Raw genomic sequence first — 18,589 nt, forward strand, 5'->3', positions numbered from 1 at the left:
TGTCATCGAAATATCCATAATAATGAACAAAATTTTAGTGTCATTTTAATGCTATATGCCTGATATGGAGAGGAAAAATTTAAGAACCCAGTAATTTTCTAACATAAAAAACACGACCATCAAGAAATTTTTAATGTGCTATCCACCTGGAATTTCAAAAAAACGCATAAAAAAGACCTTTTATCGATTCATAAAAGGCCAGAGGAAAGATTATCTTTATTAACAGCTAACGACACTCCCAGCGACGCTTTCCCTGCAAAATTACTTAAAGCGGGTATTTCCATGAGAAAAAAGGGTTCATAAATCATTTTATTTGGGAAAAACAAGCTTCATTTTTGTTCCCTTACCCAGTTCACTGGTTAAATTTATTTTTGCATCATGGAGCATCGCACCATGCTTCACAATGGAAAGTCCTAAGCCTGTACCCTCCGTTTCCTTGGAACGGCTTTCGTTTGCCCGATAAAACCGTTCAAATACGCGGGATTGATTTGCCGGCGCAATACCCATTCCCGAATCAGAAACCGTAATCACAATTTCTTTTTCTTTGTTTTCCATGGAAATCGTCACCTTTCCGTTTTCATAATTATAGCGAATGGCATTATCGCAAAGGTTGTAAAGCATTTCCTGCAAGACCTGTTTCACACCTGTGAAGACCGCTGGCTGTGTGACTACGGAAATGGTTATTCCTTTTTTTTGGGCAATGGGTTCCAGCCGTTTCACCGTTTCTTGAACCAAAACCTCTAAATCCACTGCTTCTTTTTCCATAATACTTTGTTTTTCATCCAGCTTGGAAAGCTTAATAATGTCTTGAATCATTTGGATCAATCTTTGTGCCTCATCATAAATTTTACCTGCAAATCTGGGTACATCTTCTCCTTGCACCATTCCATTTTTCATTATTTCTGCAAAACCTGAAATTGAGGTTAGGGGTGTTTTCAGTTCATGGGAAACATTTGCTGTAAATTCTCGGCGAAGCCTCTCCCGTTCCTCTTGCTCAGTAATGTCAAAAAGCAATAAAATTGCCCCTTCCAGAGTATCCTCCTGAAAAACCGGGTTAGCAAAAATCTTGCAAATTTTCCCATCTATTTGAATCGTTTCTTCCCGATGGACACCCGCCAATGCGGATTCCACCGAGCGGCGAAAGCCCTCGCTACGGTTGAGCTGAAACACATTGGCCTGGGCCCTTGATGTTTCAATTCCCATCAGCTGCATCGCACCAATATTATAAGAAAGGACATCCCCTTGGGCATCTAAAACCAAAAGTCCTTCCTGCATATTCGAAGTAATTGTATCAAACTCCTGCTTTTGACACTTTAATTCTCGCATCTGCCAATAAATTTGCTTATTTTGAACGGCAATTCGCCGCAGCAAAGGCGTCAGTTCATCATATACAACCGCCAGTTCCGGCTGTTCTAAATCAATATCATTAATCGGCTTAGTAATTTTTTTTGCCGTTTTTAGAGCCAAAAATATAGAAAAGAAAATTGCCAAGGCTAAAATAAATGCCAAAGGCTGTGTCATCGTAAAAAAAAGTGCAACAGGACTGATCGTCAATTCAGAAATGCGCACAACAGTATTATTCTCCAGCTTTAAAGCATAGTATACCGTTTTCTCTGAAAGCGTTTTGGAATAGCGACCGCCAAACCCCTCGCCGTTTTCAAACGCAGCAACAACCTCTTCCCGTGCCCTATGATTGTCCATTTTTTCCGGATTGGCCTTGTTGTCAAAAAGAACCATCCCATCCTCATCAATCCAAGTGATCCGTTCAGAGGATATTGGCATACGCTCAAGATACTCAAAACCACTGGCTTGTATTCCTGCTCCAATAAAAACTGCTTGGCTGCGCAAATTATCCCGACGCTCCGCAGAAAAATAAGCATTCATCATGCCAAAAACCAACCCAATTGCTGCCAGCATCATAACCATGGCTACACCGAAAATGGCCCAGAAAATTCGCCTTGTCACAAATTTCCTCCTATCTTATATCCAATTCCCCGCACTGTTTCAATATATTGACCACAACCGCCCAGCTTTTGGCGAAGGGTTCTTATATGCACATCAATGGTGCGGTTTTCACCATCAAACCCATATCCCCAAATACGGTTCAGTAATTGATCCCTTGTCATAACTCTTCCCTTGTTTTCCAGAAGCAGGCAAAGAAGCTCAAATTCCTTTAACGTAAGGACTACTTCTTTCCCATCAACCGTAACTTCATGACGAGATTGGCTGACAGACAACCCCCCAAGTACATATTCTGCCACTTCATCCTCTTGCTCCGTTCGGCGCAGCAGGGCTTTTACACGAGAAAGCAACTCCATCATACCAAAAGGCTTCGCTACATAATCATCGGCACCGCTATCTAAGCCAATTACCTTGTCAAATTCACTTCCCTTTGCCGTAAGTAAAATGATAGGTGTTTTTTTCGTTTTTGAAGACGCCCGAAGCTTTTTGAGGATACTGATTCCATCCTCCTCCGGCAGCATTAAATCTAACAATATTAAGGAAGGAACCTCTTTTTCCAGTGCAGCCCAAAAAGCGGAGGGTTTTTCAAATCCTTCCGCATCAAACCCGGCACTGTTTAAAGTATAAGCAACCAGCTCTCGAATACTGTTGTCATCCTCAACCAAATATATCAAAGCATAACATCCTTTCAAATTAAAGACTGTTCGTTTATCATCAGCTTAAAGTGTAAGTCCAGCTTTTCCGCTGCCTTCCGGCACATAATCATACGCCCTAAAAATATTTCAAAATAATCCATGACTGATCCATAACGTGTATCAACCGTCAGCTTCAGCTTAATAATCGTATGTTCCTCATTGATTTTCAAAACCGCCTTTTTCACGGAATAATTTACTCTGTCGTGAATATCAAAGGTGGTTTTATCCTGATTTCTTACACGGCTTCGGCGTACGTCAGACTTATCAGCCAAAATCAACGCCGCTGCAATGGCGTTTACAGAAATTCCCGTGCCCTCGTCATGGTTGCCGATTGCCGTTACCACTGTTGCAATATCCTCCGGTGCCATATCCAGATTGTCAAGAATACGAAACGCCATAACCGCTCCGCTTTGGGAGTGATCCACCCTGTTTACTAGGTTTCCGATATCGTGCAAATATCCGGCAATTTTCCCCAATTCCACTTCCTGAGGAGAATAGCCCAATGTTTTTAAAATGTATTCCACCGACTCTGCAACCTTAGTTACATGGGCAAAGGAGTGCTCCGTATAGCCCAATGCTGCCAATGATTCGTCCGCTTTTTTAATATAGGTGCGGATCCCTTCAATTTTTCTTATTTCTTCGTATGTTATCATTTATTCCCTTCTTCCATTGCCATTTTTACGTGACTTCCTGTAATGGAATATTCAACCCACTCAGCAATATTTGTCGCATGGTCGCCAATACGTTCCAGATATTTTGCAATCATAATTAAATCAATGCAAAATTCCCCATTTGCCTTATCCTTACCGATTAAGTCAATCAATTCCTGCTTAACTTCCACAAATAAATTATCCAAAACATCATCGTATTCCATAACGCTTTTCGCCAGCTTCATATCCTTATTTACAAAGGAGTCTACGCTTTCCGTTACCATTTTTATTGCTGCAATCCCCATATCTCGAATATGCACTTTACTTTTTGTGTCATTGTCCTTTAAAAAAGCTGTGATTTCTGCAATATCTGCCGCCTGATCACCAATACGCTCCATATCGGAAATCATCTTTAATGCGGAAGATATTAGGCGTAAGTCCCTTGCAACAGGCTGTTGTTGAAGCAAAAGGCGCATACATAAGGCTTCAATTTCCCTTTCTTTGCGGTCAATTTCATTTTCCTTTTCTGATGCTATCTGTGCAGCAACATCATCGTTTTCCAAAAAAGCTTTCATGGATGCATTAATCGCCTCTTCGCACAAAGCACCCATTTTAATCATCTCTACATCTAATTGCTCTAACTGTGAGTCAAAACGACTTCTAACCATAATCAGCCAAACCTCCCTGTGATATAATCCTCTGTACGTTTATCCTTTGGCATTGAAAAGAGCTCTTCCGTCTTATCAAATTCAACTACTTCGCCCAAAAGAAAAAAGGCTGTATTGTCAGAGATACGCGCTGCCTGTTGCATGTTATGCGTAACCATAACAATAGTGTACTCCTTTTTTAATTCTAAGGCAAGGTCTTCAATGCGGGAAGTTGAAATGGGGTCTAAGGCACTGGTGGGTTCATCCATGAGCAAAACCTCCGGCTGTACCGCCAAAGCACGAGCAATACAAAGTCTTTGCTGCTGTCCTCCACTCATCCCCAAAGCATTTTTTTTCAAACGATCCTTTACTTCATCCCAAATTGCTGCATCACGAAGTGCCTTTTCCACCATTTCGTCCAGCTTCACCTTGGAGCGAACGCCATGGGTACGCGGGCCAAAGGCAACATTATCGTATATCGTCATAGGAAATGGATTTGGCTTTTGAAACACCATGCCTACCCTTTTGCGTAAAAGGTTAATATCCATGCCTCTATAAATATCTTCTCCATCCAATAAAACCGTTCCTGTGATTTTACAGCCTTCAATCAAATCATTCATACGGTTTAATGATTTTAATAATGTAGATTTTCCGCAACCAGAAGGTCCAATATATGCCGTGATTTCTTTTTCAGGAATCTCCAAATTTACATTTTTCAATGCATTAAAATTGCTATAGTGCAATTCCAAATCCGAAATGGATATTTTACTCATTCCTTTACCCCTACTTTCTTTGCAATAAACGCTGAAAGCGCATTAATCCCAATGACCAAAACCAATAAAACAACCGCCGTTGCATATGCTTGATCGATATAAAATCCTTCATTTAAGAGAGCATACATATGCACCGCCAAGGTTCTGCCCGATTGCATTACACTAGAAGGGACAACCGTAGCTGTACCTGCCGGATATAACAGCGCCGCAGTTTCACCAACGATACGTCCTATGGCCAAAATAACACCCGATAGGATACCCGGAACCGCAGAAGGCAGGACAATGCGAAATACCGTACGCAGCTTTCCTGCCCCAAGGCCAAAGCTGCCTTCCCGATATGCATCGGAAACAGAAAGCAAAGCTTCCTCCGTGGTACGCATAATCAATGGTAAAATCATAATGGACAACGTTAACGCACCACCTAACATACTGTATCCCCAACCAAAGTGAATATTAAACAAAAGATACCCAAATAAACCGAATACAATAGAAGGAATACCCGCTAAGGTTTCTGTTGTCAGGCGAACCACAGGGATTAGGCGGTTTCCTTTTTTTGCGTACTCTGCCAAATAAATTGCGGAAAAAATGCCGATGGGTACTGCAAAAATTAGGGAAAGTGCAGTAATGATAATGGTATTGATAATAGCGGGCATCATAGAAACATTTTCGGTGTTGTATTTCCATTCAAACAGCTCCGGCGTAATGTTGGGTACGCCTTTTATAATTATGTAAACAATCAACGAAATCAAAACGCCAACCGTAATGATTGCTGACAAAACAACCAGAGTCAAAAGCAAAGCAGAAAAAGGATCTTTTTTATAGCCTTTAATTTTTTCCCTCCAAGTAATATGATTCATTGCTTCCATCATATGTCCCTCCTTTTCAAAAAGGAGAAGCTAAGATTGATAATCAAAATGAACACAAACAAAACAACTGCCGTGCCCAAAAGCGCCTCTCTATGCAAATCCGTTGCATAGCCCATTTCCATAACGATATTAGCCGTCAAGGTTCTTACACCGCTAAACAATCCCGTAGGAAGAATTGCTTGGTTACCGGCAACCATAATTACCGCCATGGTTTCCCCAATGGCACGGCCAATGCCTAAAATAACCCCTGCAAAAACCCCCTGCTTTGCCGCAGGCAGCACAGTGAAAAACACACTTCTTTCGTGGCTGATGCCCAACGCCAATGCGCCTTCATAATACGAATCAGGAACAGCACGAATTGCTGCCTCCGAAACCCCAATTACCGTGGGTAAAATCATAACACCCAAAAGAACAGAAGCCGTCAAAATCCCCTTGCCACTTCCGCCAAATAAATTTTGCATCAATGGCACAAGCACAACCAAACCAAAAAAACCATATACAATGGAGGGGATACCTGCCAAAAGCTCGATGGCCGGCTTAATCATCTTATAAAGCTTTCCCGGGCAAAAATGTGACAAAAAAGTTGCACATAAAATTCCCATGGGCACACCAATAATAATTGCCCCTGCGGTAACATAAATGCTACCTACAATCATAGGAAAAATGCCAAATAATTCATTGGAGGGTTTCCATTTTGTTCCTACAAGGAATTGAAAAATACCAATTTTCTGAATTGCCGGTACACCGTTTGCAAACAGGAAAAAACAAATTAGTGCTACTGCAAGAATAGAGATACAGGCAGCAGCCAAGAAAACCCATTGCATTGCCTTTTCTTTCATATAATTCCTCCTCGAGCGCAAAAGTATATAAACCATGGAAACCCATCTGTTTTACACAAACCGCCCTTCGTTATCCTTTGATACACTTTGTTTTATTTATACAAAATGACGGTTCCTTCCTGGAGGCCCGTCGTTTATACAAAACAAGATCTAAAAGCTTTTATAAGATACAGCGCAATGTGGAAAACCATTTATGTATGCTATGCTTTAAAGATTAAGGAAAAAAGAGTTGGGATTGTTGTTTGCTTCCATTCTTATATGCCTTTAGATCTTGGGTGTTTTTACTTGTACTCGGACTTATTTGTTTCAATAAGCCCTTCATCTAGCGATCCAAGCTTATTGAGCAATACTCCAGTCTGTTGCATTCCCCGTATAGATATCCTTTACCTGCGCTGCTGTCAAGCCCTTAACAGCATTTTCTTTGTTTACAATCACTGCAATGCCATCCACTGCAATTACCGTAGGGGTAATGCCCTTCTCCAACTCACTGTCCTTTAATTCTCTGGAAGCCATACCAATGTCGCAAATGCCTTCAATTGTGGAGGTCATACCTGTTGTGGAATCGCTCTGCTGAACTTCTACGGTTACATTAGGATTTACTGCGGCATATGCCTCTTTTAATTTTTCCATAACAGGAGTTACTGAGGATGAACCTGCTACTATAATTTTTCCTTCAACGCTTGCTGCTGCATATGTACCTGTGTTACCCTGGCTTATGTATCCATTTTTTTCCACAACCGCCTGACCCTCTGCACTCATAATGAAATTGATAAAATCTTGTGCTGCGGGAGAAGTTTCAGCCTTTGTTGCAATGTTGAATGGTCTGGAAATTTTGTAGCTGCCATTTTTAATGTTATCAACTGTTGCTGCAGCACCGTCAATTTCCAATGCCTTAACAGAATCGTTCAAAGAGCCTAAAGAAATATAGCCGATTGCATCTTTGTTGCCTGCAACTGTCTGCATCATAACTGCTGTACTGTTTGTAATTTCTGCTGAATCTACGGTGTAGTCCACTTTAGTGCCATTTGCATCTTTTTCTTCAACGCCAAACAATTCAATAAATGCTCCTCTGGTACCGGAACCGTCCTCTCTGGAAATAACGGTAATTGCTGCATTATTTACCTCTGACTCCTTAGGAGCCTCCGCTTTGTTGTCTGCCGCACTATTGCTGGAACTGCCGCAACCTGCCAACGCACCTGCTACCATTAACATAACCAAGCCTAAGCCTATTTTCTTCTTCATTATTTTCCTCTCCTTTTTGTTGTTATCAATTAGATACAAGGAAAGTATATCTAGTCTATGTTAAATGAAAAATCATCCCTTTGTTAAATATATGTTAAATCGCATTTGGCGGCGGAATTTTGTGTTTTTCCCGTGGATTTTTTAGGACTTTGTATGTTTTTATCTTTTCATTTTTGGATTCATTCTTTCTTAAAATTAGTAGGCCGTTTCCCTTGACTACGGCTAGGGAGAACAGCATCAATCTCTCCGGCTGTCCTGTCAGCGAAACACCCACACACTTAACCTCTCCGTTCTTGGCAATCCCGCAGCCTTGAACATGGCTTTTTCTTCACACTGGGATGGCGATGAAATGAGATAGCCGCCCTCTTGTACTTGCCCCATGAAATTTCTCATAATACAAAGCATTTTCTAAAACTTCAGTTTTCCCTTTTATCATTAAAAATAATTACAAATTAAGGAGCATTGGAAAACAAGCATAAAAAAATCGGCAGTCAATGAATACCACTGTCTGCCGATATATTTGCATAAATTTTACTATAGCTTCCCAATTCACATACAAAACCACAGTTACACTTATTTATTATTTTGTATGTATCAAAATTTCTTTCTGGTTAAAAAGTCAGGAATCTTAATTTCGGATTCAAAATCATCCAAATCTGCAAATCTCTTTGGACGTACTTCCTCCTCTTTTTCCTCCTGTGCTTCTTCCTGTGCCCCAGAAGATACCTCGGCTCTTTTCACCTCAGGTGCAGACATGTCGCCATCAAGCCCTGTTGCAATCACAGTAACAATAACCTCATCCTCAAGCTCATCATTGATGGTTGTACCAAAAATGATTTCAGCATCGGGATCAATTGCTTCTCTAATCAAATCAGCCGCTTCTTCCGTCTCCAATAAGCCAAGGTTCATATCGCCGCTAAAGTTGATCAATACGCTCTTTGCACCTTCAATGGTTGTTTCCAGAAGCGGGCTTTGAATTGCCATTTTTGCAGCAATTTCCGCCTTGTTCTCACCGCTGGCATGACCAATTCCCATGTGGGCAATGCCCTTATTTGCCATAACTGTACGAACGTCTGCAAAATCCAAGTTAATTACACCTGGCTTGGAAATCAAATCTGCAATGCCCTGCACGCCTTGGCGCAAAATTTCGTCAGCCTTTTTGAAGGCAGCAGTAAGGGTTGTTTTCTTATCAATGATACTCAATAGTCTTTGGTTTGGAATGATAACCAAAGTATCAACATTTTTCTTTAGCTCCATGATACCTTTTTCGGCGTTACTCATTCTTTTCTTACCTTCAAAGTTAAAGGGCTTGGTTACAACGCCTACTGTTAAGATACCTAATTCCTTGGAAATTGCAGCAATTCTGGGAGCCGCACCGGTACCGGTACCACCGCCCATACCTGCGGTAATAAATACCATATCAGAGCCACGCAAAGCCTGGGCAATTTCATCTTGTGTTTCAGTGACAGATTTTTCGCCAATCTCAGGATTTCCGCCTGCACCAAGGCCCTTTGTCAGCTTTTCACCAATCTGAATTTTTGTTGTAGATCTAGCCTTTGCAAGGGCTTGTCCATCTGTATTAATTGAAATAAATTCAACTCCATCTAAACCATCTTCAATCATTCTGTCAACAGCGTTGTTGCCGCCGCCACCAACGCCGATTACTTTTATCTGCGCTACACTGCTCATTGGGATATCAAACTCGAGCAAAAAAATCCCCTCCTAATTATCAAGAAATACATAATATTATATAATTATACACGAAAAAATCAATACTTACCATAGCAAAAGGAAACAATTCAGAAAAAATTTGGAATTTTTAACGCATTATTCTTCCTTTTCCGTTACTACTATAATCTGTTTTTGGCTTTTCTTCAATAAAAATCTTCGAATCTGACTAAAATTATTAAAAATTCGAGAGCCAAAAACAACAATTGCCGCTATGGAAAGATTAATATCAAGCTGATTTCCCAGCCAAACCAAGCCAACCGCAAGAATTCCGTTGCAAAAAAATCCGGTTGCAAAAATTTTCAGATCAAATTGTTTTTGTAAAATAGCATAAATTCCGCCCAAAACAGAATCAAGGCAAGCCAAAATTGCCACCGCAACATATCCCGAATATCCATAAGGTATCACCACTTTGCTGGCCACACCAATTAACACACCGCAAATTAAACCCAAAATAGGCGCAATCATCACTGGTCCACCTCCTGCTCTAAAACAGGTACTTTATAAAGCACTGTTTGTATAAAGGGCGGAACCACAACCTCCGCTTCTTTTTTAATGGTAATTTCAATTCCCCAAGGTGCCAAATTATCCACCACCCCTCCCGGAAATTTTAAGGCAGACTGCAAAATATCACCATCGCCCACCGCCAAAACCTCAAATGGCGCAGCAACCCGTTCGCCATTTACCATAACAATGGAGCCGGCACAGCTTACACTGCTTTTTCCTACAATACGCTGCCCATTGATCGAAACAGCCTCGGCTCCCGCCACGTTCAGTTCGTTCATTACAGCTAAAAGATCCTCGGCATGCACCAAATATGCGTTGCTGTCGCCGCCTTTTTTAATACTGCTGTCATTCATGGTTACACGAACCCCCGCACCCCGAACCTCTGTCAGCCCTGCAAATGCCCGCAGCTGCCCAATTTCACTTTGTAAATTTTCAACGGTTGCACCAAAATTCAGACCATTTTCATAGTCCTTAATTATTTTTTCCTTTTCTTCTAAACGTGCTTGTAAAGCTTCTTTTTCTTCCTGCACCTTTTTTAAAGTTGCCGTCAGCTCTGTCAATCTCTGATTTTCCGTCAAACTGTTTTGCTTTTTTACCGTATTATACTGAATGCCAATAATCATACCCAAAAGTATACATATCAGCGTTAGCGCAAACAAATAATGGTTCTTTCTCATAGCCTGTCCCCTTTTTTCTTTGAAGCTTATGTGAGGTACTGAAAAACAATAGGTTTATTCAAATCCCGAAGGTCTAATGTTCCTCTGTCCTCCGTAGGAATTGTTTTCATAATTTCACCGATAATACGAATTTTTTGGTCCGCATCCTTCATATCTCCCAAACGAATTTCAACCTTATTAATATAGGCATAAACACTCTTAGGATCCGTCACATCAATTTCCACAACAAGATTCAAAAGATTATATTTTTTCATAAGCTGCGACATTTGCAAAACCACCAGCAGAGATTCCTTATTTTCTACCGGTAAAACCTCTCCTAAAAGAAAGCTGTCAAACTTAAGTCCCGTTACAATGGGTAACGCATCATGGTATGCATTTTGCGTTTCCAGCACTCTGCCTTCTTCATCTATGTAAAGGTATGCACCCATATAAGGCACATATCCTCTTACCTTGCGCTCTCTCACCCGAATCACCATGGTATTGGGCAGTTCAGCCTCAAGCTTCACCTCAGCAATGTAAGGATCTTGTTCCAATATTTTCTCGGCTCTGCCCTTTCCAAATAAAATCAAATTATCCCCATGAGAAAGAGAAATTCTTTCTGCCAACTCTGTAGTGGTAAAGTGTTCCGCCCCCTCGGAGTGAATTTCTTTGACCGCAAAAAGGGGAGAAAATAAAACGCCGGCAATGGCAATTACAAGCAAAAGAAACCCGATGACAAATTTAGAATTTATCCCCTTATTGGGTTTTTGATAATCATCAATATCTTCAATTAATTCAATGTTTTTTATACGTTTCTTTTTTTTCCCTAACATTTTTTTCACTCCATTAGCCGTACATTGCCGCCCAATAAAGAAAAGGCGTTCTCAATCTTTTCATAACCACGTTCCACATATTCCGCGCCGAAGATAACACTTTTCCCCTCTGCCGCCAAAGCCGCAATCAAAAGAGCTGCTCCTCCCCGCAAATCACGGCCATAAACCTCTGCCCCATGCAGTCCAAGGCAGCCCCGAACTTGCGCAATTCCTTCTTTAATAACAATATCCGCCCCCATCCGACAAAGCTCCTCAACATGATGAAAACGAGCCTCAAACACCGTTTCACTAATCATACAAGTTCCCTTTGCCAATGTCAATAGACTCATAATTATGGGCTGCATATCCGTTGGAAATCTGGGGTATGGCCCGGTAACCAGTGAAAAATCTGATTTTAGCTGTTTCGGCGGCCTCATACAAACCCGATCCGGTTCAAAAATAAAATTACAACCTGTTTTTTGCAAAACTTCAACTGTGGTTTCAATGTCGTTTTTTTCAGCTCCCAATAAGCAAATCTCTCCCCCTGTCATGGCAGAAGCACAAAGAAAGGTGCCTGCTTCAATACGGTCAAACGGGATGGAAAAATAAGAACCATGAAGCTTTTTTACCCCTTCTATCATAATAGAAGGGGTTCCTTCGCCGTAAATTTCAGCTCCGCAGGCTCGTAAAAACTGAACCAAAGCAACAATTTCCGGCTCTCTTGCCGCATTATGAATCACCGTCACCCCTTCCGCTTTTGCCGCCAAAAGCAAAATGTTCTCCGTTGCCCCTACGCTTGGATATTTCAGATAAATATGGTACCCCAAAATATGAGGTGCCAAGCAATGAAAAAGTCCATCTTCCTCCCTAATTTCCACACCCATTTTTTCAAAAGCGCTCAGATGAATATCAATGGGGCGTTTCCCTATGGCACAGCCCCCCGGATGCCCTAAAACTGCTCGCTTTTCCCGGCCTAAAAGGGCACCAAGAAAAAGGATGGAGGAACGCATCTTTTGTACGGTTTCCTCCCGAATTTTCACATCATGGATTTGCCTTGTATCGATGACTGCCGTCCTGCCTGTAAGCTCCACCTTACAGCCTAACGTCTTTAAAATGTCCAACGTTAGGTAAAAGTCTCGAATCAACGGGCAATTTTCCAGCACCACTTCATCCTCCGCAAGAAGTGTTGCCGCCAAAATGGGTAACGCCGCATTTTTACTCCCTCTTACCGCAAACTCACCGCTAAGTGGCTTTCCGCCCTCAACCAAGTAGTACCCCATGCTGTTCCCTCCAAAAAGCATCTTACCCTTATTGTATCGGCGGACATTTTCTTTGGTGCATATCCAACGTCATTCAGGTTTACAAAAACTTGAAAACCTTGTAATATGGAAGAAAAAAGGGAGGACAAACCCATGAAGCATAATATTTTAGATATTAAAGGCATAAAGGTTGGCCATGCGCAAAACCAAGAAGGGAAAACAGGTGTAACGGTAGTGATTGCCACAAATGGCGCCGTTTGCGGCGTTGATGTCCGGGGTGCCGCCCCGGGAACAAGGGAAACCGACCTACTAAACCCCATCAATGCCATGGAAAAAGTAAACGCTGTTGTTCTTTCCGGCGGCTCTGCCTTTGGACTGGAAGCCTCCTGCGGCGTAATGAAATATTTGGAAGAAAAGGGAATGGGCTTTGACGTAGGTGTTACAAACGTCCCTATTATCCCTGGGGCTGTTCTTTATGATCTGGAGAACGGCGACGCTTTTTGCCGTCCCGATCAAGAAATGGGCAGACAAGCATGTGAAAACGCTTCCGACGAAAGCTTAGCCGAGGGAGATGTGGGTGCAGGCTGCGGTGCAACGGTGGGTAAACTTAGAGGAACGGCAGGATGGTGCAACAGCGGCATTGGCTCATGGGCCGAAACAACGGAAAACGGCATTACCGTTGCTGCTTTGATTGCCGTGAATGCCTTTGGTGATGTTTTGGAAAACGGGAAAATCATCGCCGGCACAAGGGATGAAAACGGAAACTTTTTGGACACTGCCCAAGGGATTATCAATCATGCCTCCACCCTTTCCTTTCGTGGAAAAAATACCACCATCGGCGTCATTGCAACAAACGTAAAGCTTACGAAAGCCCAAGGGGCAAAGGTGGCAGGTATGGCCCATGATGGGCTTGCAAGATGCATTTCTCCTGTTCATACTACCATGGATGGGGACACCTTGTTCTGCCTCTCCACAGAAGAAATCATCCTCCCCACCGCCCCTGTGGATTTGGTAGGAATACTGGCGGCAAAGGTCACAGAACAAGCGGTACTTCGCGGCGTAAAGGCAGCAAAACCATTTTAATACTGTCAAAAATTACAGCACTAAACTTAAATTCAGGGTGTCATCGTCTAAAACGAAACACCCTGAATTTGTGTTGTCTATATAAATCAATATCTATTTCCATACTTCTTTTTTGCCCTTTTTGTATGCTCCAAAATGAAGGTAGCCTTACTTTGGGTATATCCGTCACGGTCGTGTTTATATTTTTTCCATAAAAATAATTTTAATTTTTCGTACTCCTTTGCGATTTCTGGATTGTCATCTAAAAAATCCCGAAAATAAAGCTCATCATTATCCCCTAAATATCTTAAATGCAGATGAAACACTTTTTGAGCAAATCCACTTACCGAATATCCCTTGTTCAGTGAAATCCGATTTTCACTTTCTGACATAGAGATATAGCCATGAGCAATAAGAACATGTTTCGCCTCATTTAAATCACATTTTGGAGATACCTCCACAAGAATATCAATCGTTGGTTTCGCCCAAATTCCTTTTATGGACGTACTTCCTATATGACTAATTCGTATAACTTGCTTTTGCGAAAATAGCTTATGCAGGTCAGCCTCTTCCTCCTCAAACCAGTCCTTCCATTGCTCTTGGTGTTCTGTTAAAATAATAGGAAATAACTGCCACAATTCCTGTAAGCTCATTTCTGATAAAGGCTTCGACATACACAGCCCTCCTCCCCTATGCCTATATAGATAACCAATTTACCATTATATTAAGGTGCCCTCGTTTCAAACGATAACACCCTAAATTTTTGTTGTTTCCTTTATGAAATCTTACTGATCTCCTTCAAGGCTTTTTGAATATCCTTTGCAACCAAGGACTGCATACTTTCTTGATAACGTTGGGAATTGCCATGAAACAACGCATTCATTACACAATCCTTTAAGTCCGGTTTGGCTTTTACAACGAGGGGCAAAGCTTGTATGCATTTCCTTGCCGTAATGGGTTTTTCATCCATAATATGCTCCAGATATTTGTCAATCATTTCATCAATCTTATTATCCTTATCCCACTTTGCATTTGCCGCAATCAGAAAAATTCCCCTTGTGCGTAAATATGAATTTCCATTGTCCAGCAACTCTGCGAAATCATCGAAAAATCTATAAACATCATTCCCTCGGTTACTCTCTTCTTCCAGATGTTTCAAACATTGATAGGCATATTTGTCATCCTTACTTCTTAAACCTTCCACCAAAATTTGAATGTTATCCATGCCCTTCACCTCGCAAAATAAAACTTTTTTTGATACCGGTGCTATTATATATTACAAAGCTTCATTTTGAGCTCAAAGATTTTATCCAATTGAAAAAGAGAACCACCAAGAAAGCTGTGATATATCCAACCACAAGAGAAAGGATTGCTTGCTTCCAAATTGGCGGATAGGTATCGTTATATAACTCAGTAAAAATCAGTCTGGGCAAAATGCATTTCCCTATGGCTACTCCAATGCTGATACCAATTGCGCTTTTCAAAGATTTACGAATCATGGTTTTTTCCTCAATTTCCACATCAAAATTAATTTCATTCAATTGTCATTATAACATAAAAACATGGCTGCATTCAAAAATTCCCTGGCGAAATGATTGAAATAACAGCAATTAAATATTGATTTTATTAAAAATAACTGTCTGCGTCTTCATAGATATTTTTCCCACTTGATAGCCATACTCCGTTAGTTCCTTTTTGTAATTTAAAAAAGAATGGTCTATAGGTATTCCTGCAATATCCTTGATTTCATCAAAGGTCAATTGAAATGTGGTGGTGCCATTTTTTTGCACATATTCCCATAATAAATTGTATTTACTCATACTATAATGCCTCTCTTCCAATTTTTACTTTTATTTTATCACATTTTTCAAAGCTTCAGAAGTTTTCGAAAGCACAATTTCAATGACGTCATACGGGCTAATCCCCTTTTTAAGAAGATAGGCGTGCATAATTTCCTTTGCCCAATCAAAGCTTTTGCAATTACATAAGGAAATTCCTTCTGTTTCGGCAGCACTCTGCCCAAAATATATGGTCAAAGGCCGTATGACAGTGCTTCTCAAACAACACCTTCCATTCCGAGGAGGAATGGGGAATTAATTTTCCATTTCGTTTATGGCATTTCCTCGAAACAAAAAAGGCAATCGCATTTTTTGTGATTGCCTTTTACAATGATTTCCTTAATAATTTCCTTAATGATTTCCGCATTCGTCGGCATGCGAATGATCATGGCAAACCGAACCAGTGGATTTTAATTCGCCTTTCAGATAGCTTTCCACAGCCTGCTTTGCATCTCCCTCTGCACCCACAATGACCTCAATATTTCTCTCGTTGAATATTTCAATGGCACCGCCACCCATTCCACCGGAAATAATTACCGCTACCCCCATATCTCCTAAAAAATTAGGCAAAAAACCAGGTTTATGACCAGGATTTGCTACTCGTTTTCCGTCTGTAATCTTTCCGTTTTCTGTATCAAAAACATAAAAACTTTCGCAATGCCCAAAATGCTGTGACACCAATTCTTTCATACATGCTACTGCAATTTTCATATTCATTCTCCTTTTCTTATTAAACGTTTTAAAAATAATTGCATTATAAAAAACCAATTTTTTTAAAAATTAATCTCAAAAATATTCCTTGATTGCTTCGTAAACCTGATACAGAGCATCTCCTGCCGGACAGCTTATCTGCGCCAAGCTGTGACCTTCATTAATGGCAGTGGATGCCTGCTTATCATAGGGAATTCGCCCCACAAAGGGGATTCCTTCCTTGGAGCAAAGTCTTTCTATTTCCTCCGTATTCTCAATGCAAGTATCAAATTTATTTACGCAAACCACAGTCCTTGTTTGAAAAATTTCCGCCGTTTTTAGAATGCGCTTCATGTCGCTGATTCCCGAAAGAGAAGGCTCGGCAACAATCAAAACCAAATCCACACCACTGATTGAAGCAATGACCGGACAGCCAATCCCCGGTGACCCGTCAATGATGGCGAGTTTTGCCGTATCAGGGGCATTCTCCAGCTGATTTTTCACCTCCGTCACCAACTTCCCTGACGTTCCCCGCCCCATTTTTAGCTTTGCCGTAGAAAATAAGCGTTTCTTTTGATAGAGCATCAATTCCCCAGCAATATCTTCCGCCATGGTAACAGCGCCCTGGGGACAGGTATACATACAAACACCGCAGCCCTCGCAGGCATAAGGATTTACAGAAAACTTTTCTCCCTCTTTGATAATGGCATCAAAACGGCAATTTTTATAGCAAATGCCGCAGCTCTTACACTTTTTTGGGTCAATAATCGCTTTTTCGGAGCCATAATAATCTGTCCTTTTCGGCTCACTGTTTATGCCTGCAACAAGGTGCAAATTTGGTGCATCCACATCGCAATCGGAGAAAGCCTGGGCTTTTGAAAAATCAATCAATGCCGCGGCAGTAGTGGTCTTTCCCGTTCCACCCTTGCCACTTAAAATCAGGAGTTTTTTCATTTTTCCACCTCCCCTTTGATTTTTTCCAAAAGCGCTAAAAACTGTTCCCCTGTTTCTTCATCCTCTTCACAAGCAATTCCCGCCCTTGCCCCAATCCGTGCCAATTTTTCTTTATATGGAATGCGGCAAAGTACAGGTATATTGTTTTCCTTGCAAAAACTTTCTAACTGAGCATATACATGATCCCCTTTATTTATCACAATCCCACAGGGTTTTTTCAAAAGCGTTACCAACTCGTACACCATTTTAAAATTATGCAGGCCAAAGGCAGTTGCTTCCACAACAAGAACGCAGTAATCCGCCGTTTGCACACTTTCCATGACTGTACACGCGCTTCCCGGAGGGCAGTCGATTATCATTGTTTTTTTTTCGGCGTTTTCTGCTTTTAGTGCATTTCGTATCACAGGAACACCGCTCGCCTCGCCCACATTTAAAATCCCCGTTACAACCTGAACCGTTCCGTAAAAGCCGCTTTCTACCACCCCAATAGGACGCTCCACCTCGTAAATCGCCCCAGTGGGACAGACTAGAGAACAAGCACCGCAGGAATGACAGACCTCCTGGAAAACAATAGGCTTATTTTTAATCAAGCTCAAGGCATTAAATCGGCACAAATCCACACATTTGCGACAGCCAATGCATTTTTCCTCAAAAAGGCGAGGCAAAAGGGTATGCACTTCATCTTCTTTTATGTTTTGCGGCTTAAAAAACAGCCGTCCGTTCGGCTCCTCCACGTCGCAATCAATATAGACAGCATTTTTTGCCGTTACCGCAAGGTTCACCGAAACGAAGGTTTTTCCTGTTCCGCCTTTTCCGCTTAAAACCGCAATTCTCATATTTTCCCATGAAAGCCTGCATGAAAATGTGTCATTTGTGCAAGCTGCCCTTTCTCAAACTCGTCAATATTTTCCTTGGCAGTTACCTTCGTTGTTTTGTAAACCATGATCTTAGCGGCATGGAAAACCTCTGCGGCATTTTCGCCGCTACGAACAGTAAGTAAAACATTGGCAGCCCCATCAACAATAGCCTGCGCCGCCTTTATGCCTGCGCCGCCCTGTGCCGCTGCCGCTGGATTTGGGATAAATTCCGTTTCCCTGCTTTCCGTATCATAAAACAAAAAATAAGGTGCTCTGCCAAAAGAAACACATACCTCAGCCTCCACACGCATTTCATTCACAGGAATTGCAATTTTCATAAAAAAACTCCTTTCGTTTTTGTTTTCCAAACAGCCAATAAGCAAAAACCCTATGGCAATCAAAAAGGTGCATTTCTTATCACCCCTTATAAATCCAAATCTGTTTTTGTCATATGCCATTTATTTTATTGTACGACGATTGATGTCATATGTCAATAATCCTTTCGCAATTCCTCACGATTTTTTTATCAAATTATTTATCCCCCAATTTTTA

Annotated in this window: 23 protein-coding genes; 1 reads left to right on the forward strand and 22 read right to left on the reverse strand. The window is 41.3% G+C overall.

Annotated elements, in window-relative coordinates; genetic code table 11:
• Positions 1 to 309 precede the first annotated feature (309 nt).
• The 14 genes from CLNEO_RS09200 to murA form a co-directional block, all read right to left on the reverse strand.
• A complete protein-coding gene (locus tag CLNEO_RS09200; RefSeq protein WP_066087746.1) occupies positions 310 to 1,965 on the reverse strand; it encodes a sensor histidine kinase in 1,656 nt (551 codons plus the stop codon).
• Complete coding sequence (locus CLNEO_RS09205; RefSeq protein WP_066087750.1) at positions 1,962 to 2,636, reverse strand: winged helix-turn-helix domain-containing protein; 675 nt, start codon at positions 2,634 to 2,636, stop codon at positions 1,962 to 1,964. Before CLNEO_RS09205 ends, CLNEO_RS09200 begins: the two co-directional genes overlap by 4 nt.
• Before the next feature lie 14 nt (positions 2,637 to 2,650).
• A complete protein-coding gene (locus CLNEO_RS09210; RefSeq protein ID WP_066087753.1) occupies positions 2,651 to 3,310 on the reverse strand; it encodes an HD domain-containing protein in 660 nt (219 codons plus the stop codon).
• Positions 3,307 to 3,975, reverse strand: coding sequence for a phosphate signaling complex protein PhoU (phoU, locus tag CLNEO_RS09215; RefSeq protein WP_066087756.1), 669 nt, complete (start codon positions 3,973 to 3,975; stop codon positions 3,307 to 3,309). The genes CLNEO_RS09210 and phoU overlap by 4 nt, the downstream gene beginning before the upstream one ends.
• A gap of 2 nt (positions 3,976 to 3,977) precedes the next feature.
• Positions 3,978 to 4,727, reverse strand: coding sequence for a phosphate ABC transporter ATP-binding protein PstB (pstB, locus tag CLNEO_RS09220; RefSeq protein ID WP_066087759.1), 750 nt, complete (start codon positions 4,725 to 4,727; stop codon positions 3,978 to 3,980).
• Entirely contained in the window at positions 4,724 to 5,593 is an 870-nt protein-coding gene (gene pstA, locus CLNEO_RS09225) for a phosphate ABC transporter permease PstA (protein WP_066087761.1), read from the reverse strand. The genes pstB and pstA overlap by 4 nt, the downstream gene beginning before the upstream one ends.
• Positions 5,593 to 6,432 (reverse strand): phosphate ABC transporter permease subunit PstC, encoded by an 840-nt coding sequence (gene pstC, locus CLNEO_RS09230; RefSeq protein ID WP_066087764.1) that lies wholly within the window; start codon positions 6,430 to 6,432, stop codon positions 5,593 to 5,595. The genes pstA and pstC overlap by 1 nt, the downstream gene beginning before the upstream one ends.
• A 336-nt stretch (positions 6,433 to 6,768) precedes the next feature.
• Positions 6,769 to 7,674, reverse strand: a complete 906-nt coding sequence (locus CLNEO_RS09235) for a substrate-binding domain-containing protein (RefSeq protein ID WP_066087766.1) — start codon at positions 7,672 to 7,674, stop codon at positions 6,769 to 6,771.
• A 258-nt stretch (positions 7,675 to 7,932) separates the two neighbouring features.
• Entirely contained in the window at positions 7,933 to 8,055 is a 123-nt protein-coding gene (locus CLNEO_RS16420; RefSeq protein ID WP_278276623.1) for a hypothetical protein, read from the reverse strand.
• A 213-nt stretch (positions 8,056 to 8,268) separates the two neighbouring features.
• Positions 8,269 to 9,384: a cell division protein FtsZ gene (gene ftsZ, locus CLNEO_RS09245; protein WP_066087771.1), complete on the reverse strand. Its 1,116-nt coding sequence runs from the start codon at positions 9,382 to 9,384 to the stop codon at positions 8,269 to 8,271.
• 117 nt (positions 9,385 to 9,501) lie between these two features.
• Positions 9,502 to 9,870, reverse strand: coding sequence for a small basic family protein (locus CLNEO_RS09250; protein WP_066087774.1), 369 nt, complete (start codon positions 9,868 to 9,870; stop codon positions 9,502 to 9,504).
• The gene (locus CLNEO_RS09255; RefSeq protein ID WP_066087776.1) at positions 9,870 to 10,586 is read right to left on the reverse strand and encodes a DUF881 domain-containing protein; all 717 of its coding nucleotides are present in this window, start codon (positions 10,584 to 10,586) and stop codon (positions 9,870 to 9,872) included. The genes CLNEO_RS09250 and CLNEO_RS09255 overlap by 1 nt, the downstream gene beginning before the upstream one ends.
• Positions 10,587 to 10,612: 26 nt before the next feature.
• A complete protein-coding gene (locus CLNEO_RS09260) occupies positions 10,613 to 11,398 on the reverse strand; it encodes a cell division protein FtsQ/DivIB (protein WP_066087779.1) in 786 nt (261 codons plus the stop codon).
• 5 nt (positions 11,399 to 11,403) lie between these two features.
• Complete coding sequence (gene murA, locus CLNEO_RS09265; protein ID WP_066087781.1) at positions 11,404 to 12,657, reverse strand: UDP-N-acetylglucosamine 1-carboxyvinyltransferase; 1,254 nt, start codon at positions 12,655 to 12,657, stop codon at positions 11,404 to 11,406.
• A gap of 132 nt (positions 12,658 to 12,789) precedes the next feature.
• Between murA and CLNEO_RS09270 the strand changes: the two genes are divergently transcribed.
• On the forward strand, positions 12,790 to 13,719 hold the full coding sequence (locus tag CLNEO_RS09270; RefSeq protein WP_066087784.1) for a P1 family peptidase: 930 nt from the start codon (positions 12,790 to 12,792) through the stop codon (positions 13,717 to 13,719).
• A gap of 86 nt (positions 13,720 to 13,805) precedes the next feature.
• Here the strand turns inward: CLNEO_RS09270 and CLNEO_RS09275 are convergent, their stop codons facing one another.
• The 8 genes from CLNEO_RS09275 to CLNEO_RS09315 all read right to left on the reverse strand — a co-directional run bounded on the left by CLNEO_RS09275 (position 13,806) and on the right by CLNEO_RS09315 (position 18,375).
• Complete coding sequence (locus CLNEO_RS09275; protein WP_066087787.1) at positions 13,806 to 14,372, reverse strand: GrpB family protein; 567 nt, start codon at positions 14,370 to 14,372, stop codon at positions 13,806 to 13,808.
• Positions 14,373 to 14,473: 101 nt separating this feature from the next.
• Positions 14,474 to 14,923: a SufBD protein gene (locus CLNEO_RS09280; protein WP_066087790.1), complete on the reverse strand. Its 450-nt coding sequence runs from the start codon at positions 14,921 to 14,923 to the stop codon at positions 14,474 to 14,476.
• 61 nt (positions 14,924 to 14,984) lie between these two features.
• Positions 14,985 to 15,197: a hypothetical protein gene (locus CLNEO_RS09285; protein ID WP_066088062.1), complete on the reverse strand. Its 213-nt coding sequence runs from the start codon at positions 15,195 to 15,197 to the stop codon at positions 14,985 to 14,987.
• A gap of 111 nt (positions 15,198 to 15,308) precedes the next feature.
• Positions 15,309 to 15,518, reverse strand: a complete 210-nt coding sequence (locus CLNEO_RS09290) for a hypothetical protein (RefSeq protein ID WP_066087792.1) — start codon at positions 15,516 to 15,518, stop codon at positions 15,309 to 15,311.
• Positions 15,519 to 15,887: 369 nt separating this feature from the next.
• Positions 15,888 to 16,247: a NifB/NifX family molybdenum-iron cluster-binding protein gene (locus tag CLNEO_RS09300; RefSeq protein ID WP_066087798.1), complete on the reverse strand. Its 360-nt coding sequence runs from the start codon at positions 16,245 to 16,247 to the stop codon at positions 15,888 to 15,890.
• A 75-nt stretch (positions 16,248 to 16,322) separates the two neighbouring features.
• Entirely contained in the window at positions 16,323 to 17,180 is an 858-nt protein-coding gene (locus tag CLNEO_RS09305) for a nucleotide-binding protein (protein WP_066087800.1), read from the reverse strand.
• On the reverse strand, positions 17,177 to 18,016 hold the full coding sequence (locus CLNEO_RS09310) for a 4Fe-4S binding protein (RefSeq protein WP_066087806.1): 840 nt from the start codon (positions 18,014 to 18,016) through the stop codon (positions 17,177 to 17,179). The genes CLNEO_RS09305 and CLNEO_RS09310 overlap by 4 nt, the downstream gene beginning before the upstream one ends.
• A complete protein-coding gene (locus tag CLNEO_RS09315) occupies positions 18,013 to 18,375 on the reverse strand; it encodes a NifB/NifX family molybdenum-iron cluster-binding protein (RefSeq protein ID WP_066088065.1) in 363 nt (120 codons plus the stop codon). Before CLNEO_RS09315 ends, CLNEO_RS09310 begins: the two co-directional genes overlap by 4 nt.
• Positions 18,376 to 18,589 lie beyond the last annotated feature (214 nt).

The organism is Anaerotignum neopropionicum, from assembly GCF_001571775.1.
GTDB lineage: Bacteria > Bacillota > Clostridia > Lachnospirales > Anaerotignaceae > Chakrabartyella > Chakrabartyella neopropionicum.